Here is a 15702-nt window from a genome sequence, read left to right as displayed (position 1 = left end):
AGAGTCGACAGTGCTAACTTTTTTTCAGTTTTCTATTGACACCTCCTCGATTAGTACTATATAGTACTACTATGAACACGAAAAAATTAACCAATCGCGAACATGTTATTCAGGTCGCCGCCTTGCTCTTTTTCCAAAGAGGATACCACCTCACCAGCATGGATGAAGTAGTCAAAGCGAGCAATGTATCCAAGTCCAACATCTACTATCACTTTAAGACCAAAGAAGATTTAGCGATCGGTGTGCTTCAATGGAGAATCGCACAGTTTACAACTGGTTTAGAGACCATTCTAACTGATACGAATACATCGGCCGTCGCTAAACTGGCTCACTTGCACACTTTGATCACACAGGAGGAATGCCAAGAGGATGAGGATAATCCATATGGATGCCCTTTTATCTCCCTCTATCTCCAAGCGTCACAGCAATCAACTACCATACAGAAAGTAGTGAGTCAGTTTTTTACGGACCTCCTTCCCTTTCTGCAACAGTTGATTCGCACAGGAAGCGAGAAGAAAGAGTTCACCCACGAGATACACGAAGAGAAAACAGCCCGCTTCATACTCGCTTCTTTGGAAGGAGCCTTGATGATGGCTGAAATCACGGGTGATGCTCGCTATATTGAGGACTACACCCTCATGATTCCTTCCTTGTTTCATTAATTTTTTTTACCCTCAACTAGTACTACATAGTACTAAAAATAACTGGATAAAGGTGAGATGATGATGTCCACGATTTTATTAACCGGCTCAACTGGATTTATTGGTAAAGAAGTTCTCAAACACCTCCTGAAAAGTCAGCATACCGTGCTCCTTCTACTGCGCTCCAAAGAAAAATTCCTCCACCTACAAGAGGAACTCTCTCTAAAAGATAAGGACGTACACCCCATCTTCGGCGACCTCACTCAGAAGGAACTCGGATTAAATGCCGAAGGAAGAAAGCAAGTTCTAATGAGTGATACCATCATTCATGCCGGAGGACCCATGGATATTACTCTCGATCCACAGAGCGCCCAGAAGGTTTTTCTCGACTCCGCTCAAGAGTTAATGGAACTATGCAAAAAAATAAAACAAACCAATCCTTCTTTCAACCATTTCATCCATGTGGTTGGGTATCAAAGTCCCTATAATGAACAAAACGTGGACCTTACCCTTGATCCATACCATATTCCCTCCCTCTATCCTGAATTAGGAGCATATGAACAGATGAAATTTGCCGCTGACTTGCTTATTCGTCAGCAAACAAGAGAGATCAACCTTCCTTTATCTGTCGTTAATCCCTCCACAGTCATTGGGGATATCCACACAGGGGAGAATGAACAACTAAGTGCGCTTGGTCTCTTTGTCGACCTTATTCGCAGAGATCAAGTAAAAGCCTTGCCGAAAGAAGAAGATCATTGGTTACCACTCGTCAGCAAAAGTGATGTCGCCCGCCTCATTCATCGGCTAGTCGATCAGCCTGAACCCACAAGCGATACCTACTATATGCTGTCTGAAAAAAAGGATGCGCCTGATATTGAAGGCCTCTTTTATCATCTCTTTCATGAGTTGCGAGTGAACCTTCCACAAAAACATCATTCGATCACTCGTCTACGTGAAGAATGGTCCCTACTTGGTGAAGAGATGGGCTTTCCTAAAGAAACACTCCATTTTATTATTCACGACGACCGGCCAGGTGAGAGTGTACAGAAAGTGCTCCAAAAGCCACTCACCGTATCTTCTATCTTGCCACATGTGATCGCAGATGTAGATTATCGCTTATCCCATTACAATCAGTCCACACCACCTCTCATTCGAAATCGCCGTGGAAACCTTGCGACACTTGAGACGAAAGGCTCGGGTACACCTATCATTTTACTCCATGGTTTATGGGGAGCAGCAGACTCGCTCGTTCCATTGATCCAAGAGTGGGAACAAAAAAAGATCGGCCCCGTGATTGCTCCCGATCTCCCTGGATTTGGACGTTCTCCCTATCATCATGATTCCGATCCCCTTCGAGGAAGCATAAGAGCTGTAACCGAAATGGTCAACAGCTTTGACCAGCCTGTTGTTCTGGTCGGTCACTCTATCGGAGGATGGATTGCCGCACTTGCTAGCGAACAATTGCAAGATGCTGTACAACAATTGATTCTTCTTCACCCACAAAACAACCTGGATCATCTCTATCAGATGATCTCATCTTGGAGCGATACACAACACTTAAAGACATTCCTGATCGAAAGCGGATTTTTCACTCAGGAAGAGGGTATTCCAGCTCCTTTCCTGAACCACCTAGAAAATGATCTTCGATCCCCTCGTATCCAGAAAACGACAACCGACTTTCTCACCATACTCTATCAGGAAAGAAACGAGTCCTTTCTTTTAAATGATGATATGGAAGCAACAATAATTTTAGGAGAACGGACACCATCAAAGATGGATGAACTTGGTGCTGATAAACACCTTCTTCCGTATGCGTCCTCCTTCCCCATCACTCATCCAAGAGAGACAGCTGATCTTTTGGCAGGTATCTTACACAAAAGTCTTATAAAATAAGCTTGCTTATCGCCCCACTAACTAAACTCGACATCACTTTCTCGAAATCTCCTTTTATTCGACTGTTCTAAGGGTTGCCTCATTATACCTTTAGAACAGTCGCCTTCATGAAAGTCTTCATTTGCTAAAACGATGTTTTGCTAGATCGTTTGTTAATATAGAAGGTATCTTTCTCGTAGTAGAAGGGTGAAAGCTCTTCCTCTTCATGATGAAGGAGAGCGAATGAGTCTATTCGATCAAAAGTGCCAAGATCTCATTCATAGCTACTATCTGTCCAAATAACCCTTATAGAATTAACTCGAGTAAGCAAAGAAAAAGGACATCCCTATCTGGAAGGGCGAATGTCCCATTAACAACAGCTTCTCTATCACAAATGTGATTATTCCGTCATATTTCTTCAAATTGACTTAACTTTCACTCGGGACAGATGGCTCTGGACTAATCTCTTTAGGTACAGGAGCACCATGATGCGAAGCCGAACTTAGAACAATTAGTAAAACGGCTAAAATAATTGACGACTTAAATGATCTCATCAATTACTTCATCCTCCTTAATTTCTTTCTTTATCTCAAACATATTCACCAATTGCTCCCTAAATTCATGTTGGTCCGTTTGCTGTAGACATAAGGTCAGACGATAAAGAATGGCATGCTTTTTGCGATTCAAATCAATGCGATCTGAAATATTTAAGGCGTGACGATAGAAGACAATGGCATCTTCAAATTGCTTTTGATCCTTCTTCAGATCACCCATTACTACATAGGCATCGATAAGGTAGATATCCGCTTTCAATTCTTGACCTAGAGCGATTGCTTCCCCTAGTTTGGCCTCCGCTACTTCCCACATCCCTTTTCTCATGTACAAAATGCCGTATTTAGTCAGTGTAGAGACAAAGAAATAGTATTTTTCAACAATGGATTGTAGCGTTAATGCGTAATCAAGACAAACCTCAGCATTGTCTAAGTCATTCAACCGCAAATAGACACAACCGAGGGCATCCCACAAGTCGACCCTACGAGAGTATTCACTAGAAAGCTTCGCTCTCTCTACTCCTTCAATCCCCACTTGTATCGCTTCCTGATAGTGATCCGTTTTCCGCAACAAGTTTACTTTTAGATGATACAGATGCAGGAGGAGCTCCGGTCTTTTTATTTTTTCCTTATTGTCCCACAAATCATTTAAAAGGGAGAAGGATTCACCTAAGCGATTGAGCTTTTCAAGATATGCCAGCTTGTTCACCCTGAGCATATCGAATATATGAGCGTTCTTTCCTTCGGAATTAAAAGAAGATAAGCCTTTATCCGTATATGAGATCGCTTCATCCAAGTCATTCTGATAAAAAGATAATACCCCTAACATATTATACGCACTCGCCTCTAGATTCTCGAAGGGATTATTCTTAGCTAGCCGAACCGCATTTAAATACTCTTTCTTCGCCTTTCCCCACTGCCCCTTATTTCGATAACATCGACCCCTTAGGTGAAATACATAGGGAGCAATCGGGTGTTCCGTACTAATCGACTCATACTTTTGCAACTTCTCAAATGCCTGATCTCCTTGTCCAACATCAAACAAGGACTCAATCGCTGTCATTTCCAGTCGTAGCGATGCCAACTCCTCATTCACACCTACCCGCAGACTCTTCACTTCCGACTCTGTGGTTTCCAAGCGCTCCATCAAATATTTTATTTTTCCCGGTAGAACATGTGGCACCCCACGTTCAATGTTGGACACCGTGGCAGGGGATATATTCTCATCTGCTACATCCTCTAGTCGGAGTCCTTTTTCCTTCCTGATACGACGGAAAATCTCACCAACCTCACGTGTATGTAGCCCTTCCATTTTCAATCCTCCTTAGAATTACCTAGTACTTTTCTCTTATTATATATTAATTCAGAACAATGGCAATATAGTACTCACTACATACCTTTGCTTTTTGTCGTGATCGTTTTCCCTCCTCCGTTCATTTTTGATTCATCACCCCCATGATTCCTAATATCCACTATCCGCATTTCCAACATTTATAGAAGCACGCTAACAAACATCCAATCCAATGAGAGAGGTTGACAATATACTGATCCTGTACAACTTACCTTATAGAAAATGGTGATAAATCATGCGGATCGGTTACAAATGGAGGTATGAGAAAGCATTCCGTAAGGATGAGCAAATTAAAAAAAGGTTACCCGAAACCCACCTTTATTCCTATAATCAGCTACAATCTATGTTGAATCGCTATCCAGCTGTTGTGCTCAAACCTTCTGGGGGAACTGGGGGACAAGGGGTTCTGAAAATCGCAAAGAAGAATAGTCGATACTATGTGCACCACCATTCTAAAAGGTTGGACCTCAACGAGCACAAACTTAAAAATTATCTCCAATACATCGGTCAATCCTCGCGTTCTATGTACATGATCCAAAGATGGATTCCCCTCCTCACGGTGGGAGGCCAACCTTGTGATGTACGTGTGATTGTGCAAAGAAAGAATGTCCGCTCTCCGTGGACCGCCACCGCTACACTAGCCAAGGTAGCAGGGAAGAACTTCTTCATCACCAACTCTAGAAGTCGCGGGACGGTTTATCAATTAAAAGAGGCTTTGACACTTGCTGGACTAAACGCAAATCAACAAAAGTTGGCAGCAAGTAGGCTATACGATACGTGTCTTAAAGCAGGGATTGTCCTAGGGAATGCTGAACCCAGCATGAAAATATCTGGATTGGATGTAGGAATCGATAAAAATCTTAATGTTTGGATTATTGAAGCCAATCCTCAGCCTAACTTTAAGCGGTTTAAGAAAATGAAAGATCAGAGTCATTATCGGAGAATTGTCAGTTATTTATAAGAACCCTCGAAAACAAGCCTCCTTGTTGGTTCCATTCATAGAGGCTTGTTTTCAAAAGGTTTTCGTTTGAATAGCAGGATCATTAGAAGCTGTGTGTCGGCGATACGACAGGCGAGCCAAGCTTTCTACACCTTGGGTAACGTTATCCCTCTCTGCTCCTGGTATTTTCCTTTCTTTTCTTTATAAGAAACTTCGCAGACTTCGTCACTCTCTAAGAATAGAACTTGACACAAGCCTTCTTCCGCATAAATTTTTGCTGGTAGTGGAGTCGTGTTGGAGATCTCTAAGGTGACATGCCCTTCCCAGCCTGGCTCAAAGGGAGTCACATTGGTAATGATTCCACAGCGCGCGTACGTAGATTTACCAACACAGATGGCTAGCACGTTCTCAGGAATCCGAAAGTATTCCACCGAGCGGGCGAGCGCAAATGAATTAGGTGGAATAATGCAAACATCCCCCGTGAAATCTAGGAAGGAATCCGAATTGATTTCCTTGGGATCGATAACAGGCGTAAGGGCATTATGAAAAATTTTAAATTCGTTGGAAACCCGAAGGTCGTAACCATAACTACTTAGTCCGAAGCTAACCGCTTCGCCCTTGCCCACATTGCGATCGATGAAAGGTTCGATCATTCCTTGCTCCTCTGCCATCTTGCGAATCCATTTATCTGATTTAATCGTCATTTCGTCGTTACTCCTTTTCTCTTTCTTTCTCCCTATTGTACAAGAAAACAGGGACAAACGGAAAGCACCTGCAAAAGAGAGCTATGACAGATCCATACTTAAATTCACTCTCACCATGCCCTTTCCACAACATACTCTATCATAGAGAGAACCATCCGATTTCCGGCCAAACAAACGAGAGAAGTGGTCATCAAGGCAATTTTAGCCCCCAAAGGCTTCTCTAATGAAACTCCTGATGATACACTTATCGAGTGAAACCCTTCGTTTTCGCATAAACTAATGATAAAGATAAAGGAGGCGTAATGCGTCATGTCTCATAACCAAGCCATCATTGAGCGCACAGATCGCCACGGCGCACAAAACTATCATCCACTTCCTATCGTTATTGCCAAAGGAGAGGGGGTTTGGGTAGAAGATGCAGACGGCAAACGGTATATGGATATGCTAAGTGCTTACTCTGCTCTCAACCATGGACATCGTCATCCTCGTCTCATCGCAGCTTTAAAGGAACAAGCCGATCGGGTTACGCTTACTTCCCGCGCCTTTCATAACGACCAACTGGGTCCCTTTTATGAAAAAGTAGCAGCGCTAACGGGAAAAGATCTCGTGCTTCCGATGAATACGGGTGCAGAAGCCGTCGAAACAGCGATTAAAGCGGTTCGTCGCTGGGCGTATGATCGCAAAGGGGTTGCTGAAAACCAAGCAGAAATCATTGTGTTCGATCAAAATTTCCACGGACGGACCACAACCATCGTTTCCTTCTCCGCAGATGAAGGAGCTAGGCGTGGCTTTGGCCCTTATACCCCTGGGTTTGTCAAAGTACCTTACGGAGATATCCAAGCACTACAGCAAGCCATTACCCCCAACACTGCCGCTGTCCTCATGGAACCCATTCAAGGAGAAGCCGGTGTTATTCTTCCTCCTGAAGGGTTTATCAAAGAAACAGCCGCATTGTGTAAAAAAGAGAATGTCCTATTCGTAGCCGACGAAATACAAACCGGATTTGGCCGTACCGGAAAACGCTTCGCTTGCGATTGGGAAGGAGTCACCCCTGATATGTATATTATGGGGAAAGCCCTCGGAGGTGGTGTGCTTCCTATCTCCGGTGTAGCAGCAGATGAAGAGGTTCTAGGAGTTTTCGATCCAGGATCACACGGCTCCACCTTTGGTGGCAACCCATTGGCTTGCGCCGTTGCCGTCGCTGCATTAGAGGTACTGGAAGAAGAACAATTGCCTCAGCGTTCACAAGAACTGGGCTCGTATTTCAAAGAGGAATTAAAGAAAATTAATAACCCTGCCATAAAGGAGATCCGTGGAAAAGGGCTGTTTATCGGGGTTGAGTTAACGGTTCCTGCTCGCTCCTACTGCGAACAATTGATGGCAGCAGGGCTCTTATGTAAAGAAACGCACGAGAACACGATTCGCTTTGCGCCCCCATTAGTCATTTCCAAAGAGGAATTGGATTGGGCTTTAGAACACATCCGCAAAGTATTGTCGGTATAGATCGAGCAAAGCAGGTAATTCCTCATCCCATAGGGATTTCTATTTCATAAATGTTGGAGGCAGAAACAAGCGATCGTTTCCTGCCTCCTTTCTTTATTCGCTCACCATTTTAAGAGGATTTTCACCCTTCAATATCGAATCGAAAAGAAGATCTACTCATATAATGAGGTGACCATGATTGATCATCTCTAATCCAGGGGGCATCCCATGCGCACAGCAAGGCGCGATTTACAGTCAAAGACTCCACCTATACAAGACGACCCTTTTTCTTCCGATAATTATTTTCATCCTCCTTCTGCCGAAGATCTTGTCATCTTTACATGGAAAGGAATTCAAAAAGTTTTGACCCCTCTTGTTTACCAATGGGAGGCGGAAGATGCGATCCAAATTGGCTTATGTGTTGCTATCTATAATAAGTTATGGTCCGTCTTTTCCTCCCAGGATGGCCCCTATCCCCATGATCAGGAGGGCATGTGGCAATGGTTGTGGGCGCAGAACGAACAAGTCTCTCCTTTTCGTCCGGCACATGAAAATCAATATTGGGAAAAAACTTTGACGGAAATCAAACCCTTTTTGTTCAAACAAGATGCTCTTCCTTCTATTTAAAGTGAGAGAGATCATTACCGGGGTCTTGGACCCTTTTTCTTTTTGCCTTCCTCCTAGGTATTCTTTTTTTCACTCTACTACTACTTCTTCTCGAAAGAGGTCAACCGTTTTCTCTCCAATTCCAGAGACTTCAGCTAGTTCGTCAACCGAAGAGAAAGGCCCATTCTCTTCTCGGTATCGTACTATCGCAGAAGCTTTCGCCGGACCAATTCCCGTAATTGTCTCTAGCTGACTCGCATCGGCTTGATTCACATTTACCTTTCCTGCCACACTGTCTTGCACGTCCGAGTTCGCCCCCGTGCTGGAAGGGATGGTCGTAGGAATCTCTTCACCCGCTTCAGGAATGTAGACGACCATTCCATCACGAAGAAGCTGCGCTCGGTTAACCCGACTCATATCGGCCCCATCCGTCACTCCACCTGCTTGTTCAATGGCATCGGTTACCCGTGAGTTTTCGTTTAAAGTTACGACACCAGCGTGCTTTACCGCCCCTTTCACATCCACCATCATCCTACTATCGGAGGCCACTTTCTCCTTCTTCTCTGCTTCCTCTTCCTTTTGTTCCGATTGGATAGCAGGTTCATACAGAGGAAGCTCTGTTCGATCTATCTCTGCCTTCTCTTGCGCTTGCACCCAACCATAGCCGATTGCTACCAGCAAAAGCCCTCCCAAGACCCCAATAATCCATCCCATTCGTCTCTCTCGTAAGCTCCATTCGTCCCCCAGCATTCTTTTCTCTCCTCTCCTTCGACAAGTCATGATCATATTCAATGTCCATCGTGCGTAAGAATTACCAGACAGGAGCGTTTATCCATTAACGCTTGTAGTGAATTCGTCATAAGGAGGTTTTCTCCCATGTTAATAGGGTTTATTGGTACTGGTAGCATGGGCCGTACCCTAATCGAAGCTTTTATTGAGGCGGAAGCCCTCAGCCCCGAAGAAATCATGATCTACAACCGTACTCCAGACAAGGCCGAAGAATTGGCTGATGCTTTTCCGGGTATTCAGGTAGCCCAAAGCAACCGTGAGCTTGCACAGCAATGTGCCTGTATCTTCCTCTGTATTAAGCCCAAAGAATATCGATCTGTACTGGAGGAAATCCGTTCAATTATTCAGCCGGCACAGATGATTGTATCCATCACGAGTCCCGTTTTAATCGAAGATTTAGAACATTATTTGACTGCCAAAATCGCGAAGGTGATACCCAGCATCACCCATGCTGGCCTCAGTGGCGCATCGCTTTATATTCCTGGAACACGTCTTTCAGAAGCGGATCAGGTATTTTTGCGTAACTTGATGTCCAAAATCAGTATCCCTCTGCCGATCGAAGAGAATTATACTCGCATCGCCTCGGATTTGGCTTCATGCGCTCCCGCTTTCATCTCTAATATCTTAGAGCAATTAATTGATGCCGCTGTTGAAGAAACCGGACTCCCACGGGAAACAGCGACCCCGCTCGTCATTCACATGGCATCAGGAGTCGGTACGTTGCTCGCAAAAGGAAAGTTCTCTTTAAAGAGCTTACAAGAGCGTGTAGCTGTCCCTGGAGGCATTACGCGTGAAGGACTAAAGCGATTGGAATCGCAATTCGTCCCCGTTTTCCGTGACCTTTTTCACATTACTCACAAAAAATATGGTCAAGACATCACCGAAGTAAAAGCGATGTTTGACAAAATGAGCGTAGAACATCAGTAGACGTGGGTAGAAGGGGATTTTTAGAAGTTAGAAGCAAGTGGAGATTCCACCTGCTTCTTCTTTGTTTCTTCCTTCCTAATTCCTTCTAAACCTTTCTATATCCAAAGTTCGACACCTCTCCCGCTCCTCCTTTTTTAAGTTGCCGGTCGATTGGGCCCTTCTTGCTTCTTCTCTCGGTTTGCCTCTACGGCCTCACCCAGTGGATTCGCATGGTTAGCAAAGGCATCGTCCCTTTCCTTTGTCGCTCCCACGGGAGGCATCGGCTGTCCCTTTTGCCTCTTTTCGCTTTTCTTCATCTGTTCCGGCTCCTTTTTCTTTCTTTTTCTTATTAGACTGGTCTCTCTTGTACACCGTTATGTACGTTATGTATGAAAAAAGGGAAGCACCATTATACGACAGCTTAACCAACCCACCCTACCTGGGTATATAGCACCAATGAACTCTATACAGATACAAATATGGACTCTCCCTCTAGAGACCCTCTTACGGTTATACATATATCGAGACCCTGCCCTATACCTAAAAAAGGAGCGGACCTGTGTGTCCGCTCCTTCCTCGTTTTCAGCCTCTATTTCGCCACAATATTAACCAGCTTCCCTGGGATAACAATCACCTTCCGAACGGTCTTTCCATCCACTTGTGCTTGTACTCGTTCGTCCGCTAGGGCCAGCTTTTCAATCTCTTCTTGCGAGGCATCCTTATCCACGATCACTTTGCCACGCACCTTGCCGTTCACTTGTACCGCTAGCTCTACTTCGCTCTGTACCAATGCTGCTGGATTAAAAGTGGGCCAATCCTGTGCATGAATGCTCGTCTCATGTCCCAACTGACTCCACAATTCTTCCGTCACGTGCGGAACAAAAGGTGCTAACAGAAGCAATACATTTTCAATCGCATCTGCTAAGGTGCCACGATCGGCCTCAGACGGATAAGTGTAAATCGCATTCACCAATTCCATGATCGCGCTGACAGCGGTGTTAAATTGGTCACGCTCTTCAATATCCTCTGTTACACGCTTGATGGAATGGTGCATCAGGCGATGCAACTCTTTCGCCTCTCCAGCAGCCGGCTGTGCGGTAGGACGATCCGCAAACAAGGCTTGGTACTGCTCTACCATGCGCCAAACACGATTGATGAAGCGATAGCTTCCTTCCACACCGGAGTCGCTCCACTCCATATCCCGTTCCGGTGGAGCTGCAAAGAGGATAAAGAGGCGCGCGGTATCCGCTCCATAGCGCTCGATAATCTCCATCGGACTGACCACATTCCCTTTGGACTTGGACATCTTTGCCCCATCTTTATTTACCATCCCCTGCGGAAGCAGGCTATTAAATGGCTCATCATGAGCCACCAATTTGGCATCATAAAGCACCTTCATAAAGAATCGAGAGTAGAGCAAATGGAGCACCGCATGTTCGATCCCGCCAATATATTGATCCACACCCATCCAGCGATTCGCTTTGGCTGGGTCAAAGGGCATTTCCTCATTATGTGAGTCGGTGTAGCGCAGGAAATACCACGAGGAATCCATAAAGGTATCCATCGTATCAGTCTCACGCCGTGCCTTTCCTCCACAGGAAGGGCATGAGGTTTCCACAAACGAAGGGGAAGTAGTCAATGGATTGCTCTTGCCGTCAAAAACCACATCTTGTGGCAATTCGACTGGCAACTGCTCCTTCGGAACAGGAACGGTTCCGCAATCGTCACAGTAGACAAACGGAATGGGGCATCCCCAGTAGCGTTGACGAGAAACAAGCCAGTCACGTAACCGATAATCGGTATGCATTCCTCCCTGTTCATTTTCCGCTAAATGCTTGCCGATCGCCGTAATAGCGTCCTGGTTCTTCATACCGTTGAAAGATCCAGAGTTCATCATAATTCCTTCCTCTGTATACGCTGAGGAAAGGGGAGCACTTGCATCTTCTGCTTCCTCATTTGCTGGACGGATCACTTGCCGGATCGGAAGTTCGTACGCCTGCGCAAACTGGAAGTCCCTCTCATCATGAGCGGGAACACCCATAACCGCTCCAGTGCCATAGTCACCCAACACGTAGTTGGCTACCCACACCGGAATTTCTTCTCCTGTCAAAGGATGAACCGCAACCGCACCGGTATCATAACCCACTTTCTCACTGTCGCCAGAAGTGCGCTCGATATCGGAAGCACGTTTCATCTCATTCACAAAGGTGCGGATCTCTTCTTCATTGGGTTTACCGGCGATCAGCTTCTCCAAATTAGGATGCTCAGGAGCCAACACGACATAGGTTACTCCATATAAGGTGTCCGGACGTGTGCTAAAGACAGAAAGCGATTGACCTAACTCCGGGAGTTGAAAGGAAACCATCGCACCTTCGCTCTTCCCAATCCAGTTGCGCTGCATCGTCTTTACGCGCTCAGGCCATTTAGGAAGACGGTCTAACCCTTCCAAGAGACGTTCAGCATAGTCCGTAATTTTGAGGAACCACTGTTCCAACTCTTTCTTTGTCACCTCGCTATCACAGCGCCAGCACAAACCATTTTCCACCTGCTCATTCGCCAGCACCGTACTACAAGTGGGACACCAGTTAACCGCCGCTTTCTTCCGATAGGCCAGCCCCTGCTCATAAAAGAGGAGGAACAACCATTGCGTAAAGCGGTAATAGTCCGGTTCACAAGTCCCTACATAGCGGTCCCAGTCATAGGAAACACCCAGCATTTTTTGTTCTTTTTTGATCTTTTCCATGTTCGCCCGTGTCCACTCACCGGGATCGACACCCCGCGAGATGGCCGCATTCTCTGCCGGTAAGCCAAACGCATCCGCTCCCATTGGATGGAGCACATGATACCCCTTCATGCTTTTGAAACGGGCTACCACATCTCCGATGGAATAGACGCGCACGTGCCCCATATGTAATCCTTCGCCCGAAGGATAAGGGAACTGTTCCAAAGCATAATACTTTGGTTTGCTTCCATCTTCTTCTTTCGTCTGATAACGATTTTGTTCTTCCCAAATTTCTTGCCACTTGGGTTCTATTGTTTGTCCCTGATATTTCTGCATCGATATTCACCTCTAAAAATTAATAAAAACCTCCCGCCCCCAGCTCTATAGCTAGGGACGAGAGGTTGACTCACAACTCCCGCGGTACCACCCTGGTTACACCTATCCATATAGGTGTCCCTTAAGCATCGATAACGTAGATGAGACGCCGAAGGGTACTTCGCTTTCCCCTTCAGAGCGATGAGGCGAGTTCATGAAGACGGTCCGATCGGCTTGCACCTGTCGCCGACTCTCTAAGCGGACAATCCCTTCATTACTACTCCTCATCTTAGCTGTAAAACATAATGATTTTAATCAGTATTATATGAGATATGTCAGGAGAATGTCAACGTTTTTTTAAAACTTTTTGTTTCACTGCACCTGCACTTGATCAGCGTCGCCCCACAACCGTTCCAGATCATAGAAATCCCGCTCATCTCTGTGGAAAACATGTACAACGACATCACCGAGGTCGATCAGCACCCAACGCGCTTGGTCATATCCTTCTATTCCTTTAAATAAGATATTCTCTTCTTGTGCACATTTCTTAATTGCTGTCGCAATTGCTTGCACTTGAGTCTCCGAATTGCCATGACACACCACGAAATAATCAGCTATCACCGACAATCCACGAATATCCATAATAGCAATACGCTGAGCTTTCTTCTCCTCGGCAGCCGCGGCCACCTTCTTGGCTATTTCCACTAGATTCAATGAGATTCCTCCTTACGAATTTTTCGCTTGCGTCTGTTCATCCAATTGATCATAAAGGTCATTGTATGCCAGTAGAGTTAAGGGGTACACCTTCTGCCCCTGACTCAGTAGAAATTGAAGGGTGTTCTTTAATGCCTGTTTCATAGCTCGATCCAAACTATGCGTAGCCAATGAGCGTACCTCTTCTACCCCCGGAAAGCGGCGACCTGGCTCAATATAGTCTGCTAAAAAAATCACTTTTTCTAGTTTTGACATTCCCGCGCGTCCTGATGTATGGTAGCGAATGGCATGAAGCACATCCACATCCATTACGCCAAAGCGCTCGCGTGCTACTTCGGCACCTACAGGACCGTGCCACAATTCTTTGTGAAATTGACCCAATTCTTCTGGTAAGTGGTATCGCTTCATCCAATCCATCAGCTCATCCGAAGACCAAAACTTACAGTAGTCATGGAGAATTGCTGCCTGCTTCGCCTTATCCTCATCAACTCCTACCTGCTTCGCCAATGAGCATGCGGTTTCCTTTACACGCAAGGTGTGCTTCCACCGCTGTTCGGGCAATTCAGCCTGTACCGCTTGCAGCAATTCTTCATGTCTCATATAGTTTATGCTCCTTCATATACGATCTGACTCCGTCAGGAATCAAGTATCGTAGAGATCTTTTTTGTTTGATTTGAGAACGTACAAAAGTAGAAGAGAGCTGAATGGAAATGTCCATCGGCACATACGTCAGTTTTTCCTTAATCATCTCTGGCATGGTTCCCCAAGCAATTTCCACTCCTGGCCGACCAATTCCCAAAAGATGAACAGTGGTTACGATTTCTTTTATTTTATACCATCGCGGTAAATCATTCACCATGTCCGCCCCTACCATGAAAAAAAAATCATGTTCCGGATAGCGGGAGCCTAGCATTTGGACTGTCTTCACTGTATAAGATGGCCCCTCTTGCTCCATTTCCAACGGACAGACGACAAAATGATCATGATCCTCTATTGCCACCTCCACCATCTTCAGTCGATGGCGTGCTGGTGTCACCTGGCGTTCCTGTTTATGTGGAGGATCACCCGCTGGAATGAACCATACTTGATCCAGCTGCATCTGTTCACGCGTTTGTTCCGCTATCATCAGATGTCCGACATGAACCGGATCAAATGTTCCACCAAAAAGCCCAATCCGCAATCGATCCCCTCCCTTTTGGTCAATAAACATGGACAAACTCTCTCCGAGACCGGTTCAGCGTTGTACCGCTTGTTTCATGGTCGCAATGGGAGCCTCTTGGCCCGTCCACAGACGATAAGCAATCGCCGCCTGATGAACGAGCATCCCGATTCCGTGATGGAGAGTGGCTCCCCTCTTCGCCCCCTCCCGGAGGAGTGTCGTCGTATGGGGTTGGTATACCAAGTCACTAACAACAAGCTGACTATGTAGCAAGGCGGGGTCTAATGGACACGTGTCGATGTGAGGGTGCATCCCGACAGAAGTGGTTTGCACCAGCAGCGTTTGTGAGCGCATCAGGGTCGCATCAAGCTCAGATAATGCGCGCACTTGAACGGAAACATCATGTGCGTGGTAAAGCTGTTCCGCTAGTCTTTCTGCCTTGGCCAGTGTCCGATTAACGATGGTAAGCGATGCGACTCCATGCTCAATCAAAGCGTGTGCTACCGCGCGCGCCGCTCCACCTGCACCGATCAGAAGAACATGCTGTCCGGGAAGCGAGATCCCCGTCTCTTCGATCAGAGAACGAACATAGCCTTCTCCATCCGTGTTGTAACCGATCCACTTCCCTTCACTTCTTACGACCGTATTAACCGCACCCATCGCCTTCGCGGTGGGATCCAAATCATCTAGCCATTTCGCCATCTCCACTTTGTGTGGAATCGTCACATTCCAGCCACGTACGGACAAACTTTTCAACCCTGCAACCGCTCGTTCCAAGTGAGAGGGGTGAACATCAAAGGCAAGATAGCGAAAATTTAGCCCGTCCCTGTGAAAAGCTGCATTTAACATCTGGGGAGAACGTGAATGGCGGACTGGATGGCCCAAGAGAGCAATCAGTTCTGTGCTCCCATCTATCCCTTGCTTAAGTCCTCCCTTACTTTCATCCACCT

At 45.9% G+C, this 15702-nt stretch carries 15 protein-coding genes and 1 other annotated feature; of the genes, 6 read left to right on the top strand and 9 right to left on the bottom strand.

What is annotated here, in order from left to right:
- The first annotated feature begins 71 nt into the window (after nucleotides 1-71).
- A complete protein-coding gene (locus AC6RGY_RS01805) occupies nucleotides 72-662 on the top strand; it encodes a TetR/AcrR family transcriptional regulator (protein ID WP_499859257.1) in 591 nt (196 codons plus the stop codon).
- A 63-nt stretch (nucleotides 663-725) separates the two neighbouring features.
- On the top strand, nucleotides 726-2534 hold the full coding sequence (locus AC6RGY_RS01800) for an alpha/beta fold hydrolase (protein ID WP_499859253.1): 1809 nt from the start codon (nucleotides 726-728) through the stop codon (nucleotides 2532-2534).
- A gap of 519 nt (nucleotides 2535-3053) precedes the next feature.
- Here the strand turns inward: AC6RGY_RS01800 and AC6RGY_RS01795 are convergent.
- Nucleotides 3054-4376, bottom strand: a complete 1323-nt coding sequence (locus tag AC6RGY_RS01795) for a helix-turn-helix domain-containing protein (RefSeq protein WP_499859251.1) — start codon at nucleotides 4374-4376, stop codon at nucleotides 3054-3056.
- A 274-nt stretch (nucleotides 4377-4650) separates the two neighbouring features.
- Here AC6RGY_RS01795 and AC6RGY_RS01790 point away from each other — a divergent pair, with 274 nt between their 5' ends.
- Nucleotides 4651-5376, top strand: a complete 726-nt coding sequence (locus tag AC6RGY_RS01790; RefSeq protein ID WP_499859250.1) for a YheC/YheD family protein — start codon at nucleotides 4651-4653, stop codon at nucleotides 5374-5376.
- A gap of 125 nt (nucleotides 5377-5501) precedes the next feature.
- Here the strand turns inward: AC6RGY_RS01790 and dcd are convergent, their stop codons facing one another.
- Nucleotides 5502-6059: a dCTP deaminase gene (gene dcd, locus AC6RGY_RS01785; protein WP_499859248.1), complete on the bottom strand. Its 558-nt coding sequence runs from the start codon at nucleotides 6057-6059 to the stop codon at nucleotides 5502-5504.
- Nucleotides 6060-6368: 309 nt separating this feature from the next.
- On the opposite strand from dcd, the gene AC6RGY_RS01780 reads away from it, so the two are divergent.
- Both AC6RGY_RS01780 and AC6RGY_RS01775 read left to right on the top strand, forming a co-directional pair.
- A complete protein-coding gene (locus AC6RGY_RS01780; protein WP_499859247.1) occupies nucleotides 6369-7562 on the top strand; it encodes an ornithine--oxo-acid transaminase in 1194 nt (397 codons plus the stop codon).
- 207 nt (nucleotides 7563-7769) lie between these two features.
- Nucleotides 7770-8168: a hypothetical protein gene (locus tag AC6RGY_RS01775; protein WP_499859246.1), complete on the top strand. Its 399-nt coding sequence runs from the start codon at nucleotides 7770-7772 to the stop codon at nucleotides 8166-8168.
- A 69-nt stretch (nucleotides 8169-8237) separates the two neighbouring features.
- Here the strand turns inward: AC6RGY_RS01775 and AC6RGY_RS01770 are convergent, their stop codons facing one another.
- Entirely contained in the window at nucleotides 8238-8897 is a 660-nt protein-coding gene (locus AC6RGY_RS01770; RefSeq protein ID WP_499859244.1) for a helix-hairpin-helix domain-containing protein, read from the bottom strand.
- A 126-nt stretch (nucleotides 8898-9023) separates the two neighbouring features.
- On the opposite strand from AC6RGY_RS01770, the gene comER reads away from it, so the two are divergent.
- Entirely contained in the window at nucleotides 9024-9863 is an 840-nt protein-coding gene (gene comER / locus AC6RGY_RS01765; protein WP_499859242.1) for a late competence protein ComER, read from the top strand.
- A 134-nt stretch (nucleotides 9864-9997) separates the two neighbouring features.
- On the opposite strand, the gene AC6RGY_RS01760 is transcribed toward comER, so the two are convergent.
- The 6 genes from AC6RGY_RS01760 to aroE form a co-directional block, all read right to left on the bottom strand.
- Nucleotides 9998-10159, bottom strand: a complete 162-nt coding sequence (locus AC6RGY_RS01760; RefSeq protein ID WP_499859240.1) for a hypothetical protein — start codon at nucleotides 10157-10159, stop codon at nucleotides 9998-10000.
- A 272-nt stretch (nucleotides 10160-10431) separates the two neighbouring features.
- Nucleotides 10432-12900: a leucine--tRNA ligase gene (gene leuS, locus AC6RGY_RS01755; protein WP_499859239.1), complete on the bottom strand. Its 2469-nt coding sequence runs from the start codon at nucleotides 12898-12900 to the stop codon at nucleotides 10432-10434.
- Between the two features lie 50 nt (nucleotides 12901-12950).
- Nucleotides 12951-13179: a binding site (T-box leader), on the bottom strand.
- A gap of 72 nt (nucleotides 13180-13251) precedes the next feature.
- Complete coding sequence (gene rsfS, locus AC6RGY_RS01750) at nucleotides 13252-13599, bottom strand: ribosome silencing factor (RefSeq protein WP_499861409.1); 348 nt, start codon at nucleotides 13597-13599, stop codon at nucleotides 13252-13254.
- A gap of 6 nt (nucleotides 13600-13605) precedes the next feature.
- Nucleotides 13606-14193 (bottom strand): bis(5'-nucleosyl)-tetraphosphatase (symmetrical) YqeK, encoded by a 588-nt coding sequence (gene yqeK / locus AC6RGY_RS01745; RefSeq protein WP_499859236.1) that lies wholly within the window; start codon nucleotides 14191-14193, stop codon nucleotides 13606-13608.
- Complete coding sequence (locus tag AC6RGY_RS01740) at nucleotides 14183-14803, bottom strand: nicotinate-nucleotide adenylyltransferase (protein ID WP_499859234.1); 621 nt, start codon at nucleotides 14801-14803, stop codon at nucleotides 14183-14185. Before AC6RGY_RS01740 ends, yqeK begins: the two co-directional genes overlap by 11 nt.
- A gap of 24 nt (nucleotides 14804-14827) precedes the next feature.
- Nucleotides 14828-15700 (bottom strand): shikimate dehydrogenase, encoded by an 873-nt coding sequence (aroE, locus tag AC6RGY_RS01735; RefSeq protein WP_499859232.1) that lies wholly within the window; start codon nucleotides 15698-15700, stop codon nucleotides 14828-14830.
- Between the last annotated feature and the right edge of the window lie 2 nt (nucleotides 15701-15702).

It is taken from the genome of Mechercharimyces mesophilus (assembly GCF_059818345.1).
This window is presented reverse-complemented; position numbering and strand designations above follow the sequence as displayed.

Bases quoted from the DNA above. Each gene is read 5' to 3' on its own strand.
- AC6RGY_RS01805 (WP_499859257.1), top strand. From the start codon at position 72: ATGAACACGAAAAAATTAACCAATCGCGAACATGTTATTCAGGTCGCC.
- AC6RGY_RS01800 (WP_499859253.1), top strand. From the start codon at position 726: ATGTCCACGATTTTATTAACCGGCTCAACTGGATTTATTGGTAAAGAA.
- yqeK (WP_499859236.1), bottom strand. From the start codon at position 14,193: ATGAGACATGAAGAATTGCTGCAAGCGGTACAGGCTGAATTGCCCGAA.
- AC6RGY_RS01780 (WP_499859247.1), top strand. From the start codon at position 6,369: ATGTCTCATAACCAAGCCATCATTGAGCGCACAGATCGCCACGGCGCA.
- AC6RGY_RS01740 (WP_499859234.1), bottom strand. From the start codon at position 14,803: ATGTTTATTGACCAAAAGGGAGGGGATCGATTGCGGATTGGGCTTTTT.
- AC6RGY_RS01770 (WP_499859244.1), bottom strand. From the start codon at position 8,897: ATGCTGGGGGACGAATGGAGCTTACGAGAGAGACGAATGGGATGGATT.
- comER (WP_499859242.1), top strand. From the start codon at position 9,024: ATGTTAATAGGGTTTATTGGTACTGGTAGCATGGGCCGTACCCTAATC.
- dcd (WP_499859248.1), bottom strand. From the start codon at position 6,059: ATGACGATTAAATCAGATAAATGGATTCGCAAGATGGCAGAGGAGCAA.
- AC6RGY_RS01790 (WP_499859250.1), top strand. From the start codon at position 4,651: ATGCGGATCGGTTACAAATGGAGGTATGAGAAAGCATTCCGTAAGGAT.
- leuS (WP_499859239.1), bottom strand. From the start codon at position 12,900: ATGCAGAAATATCAGGGACAAACAATAGAACCCAAGTGGCAAGAAATT.
- AC6RGY_RS01795 (WP_499859251.1), bottom strand. From the start codon at position 4,376: ATGGAAGGGCTACATACACGTGAGGTTGGTGAGATTTTCCGTCGTATC.
- AC6RGY_RS01775 (WP_499859246.1), top strand. From the start codon at position 7,770: ATGCGCACAGCAAGGCGCGATTTACAGTCAAAGACTCCACCTATACAA.
- AC6RGY_RS01760 (WP_499859240.1), bottom strand. From the start codon at position 10,159: ATGAAGAAAAGCGAAAAGAGGCAAAAGGGACAGCCGATGCCTCCCGTG.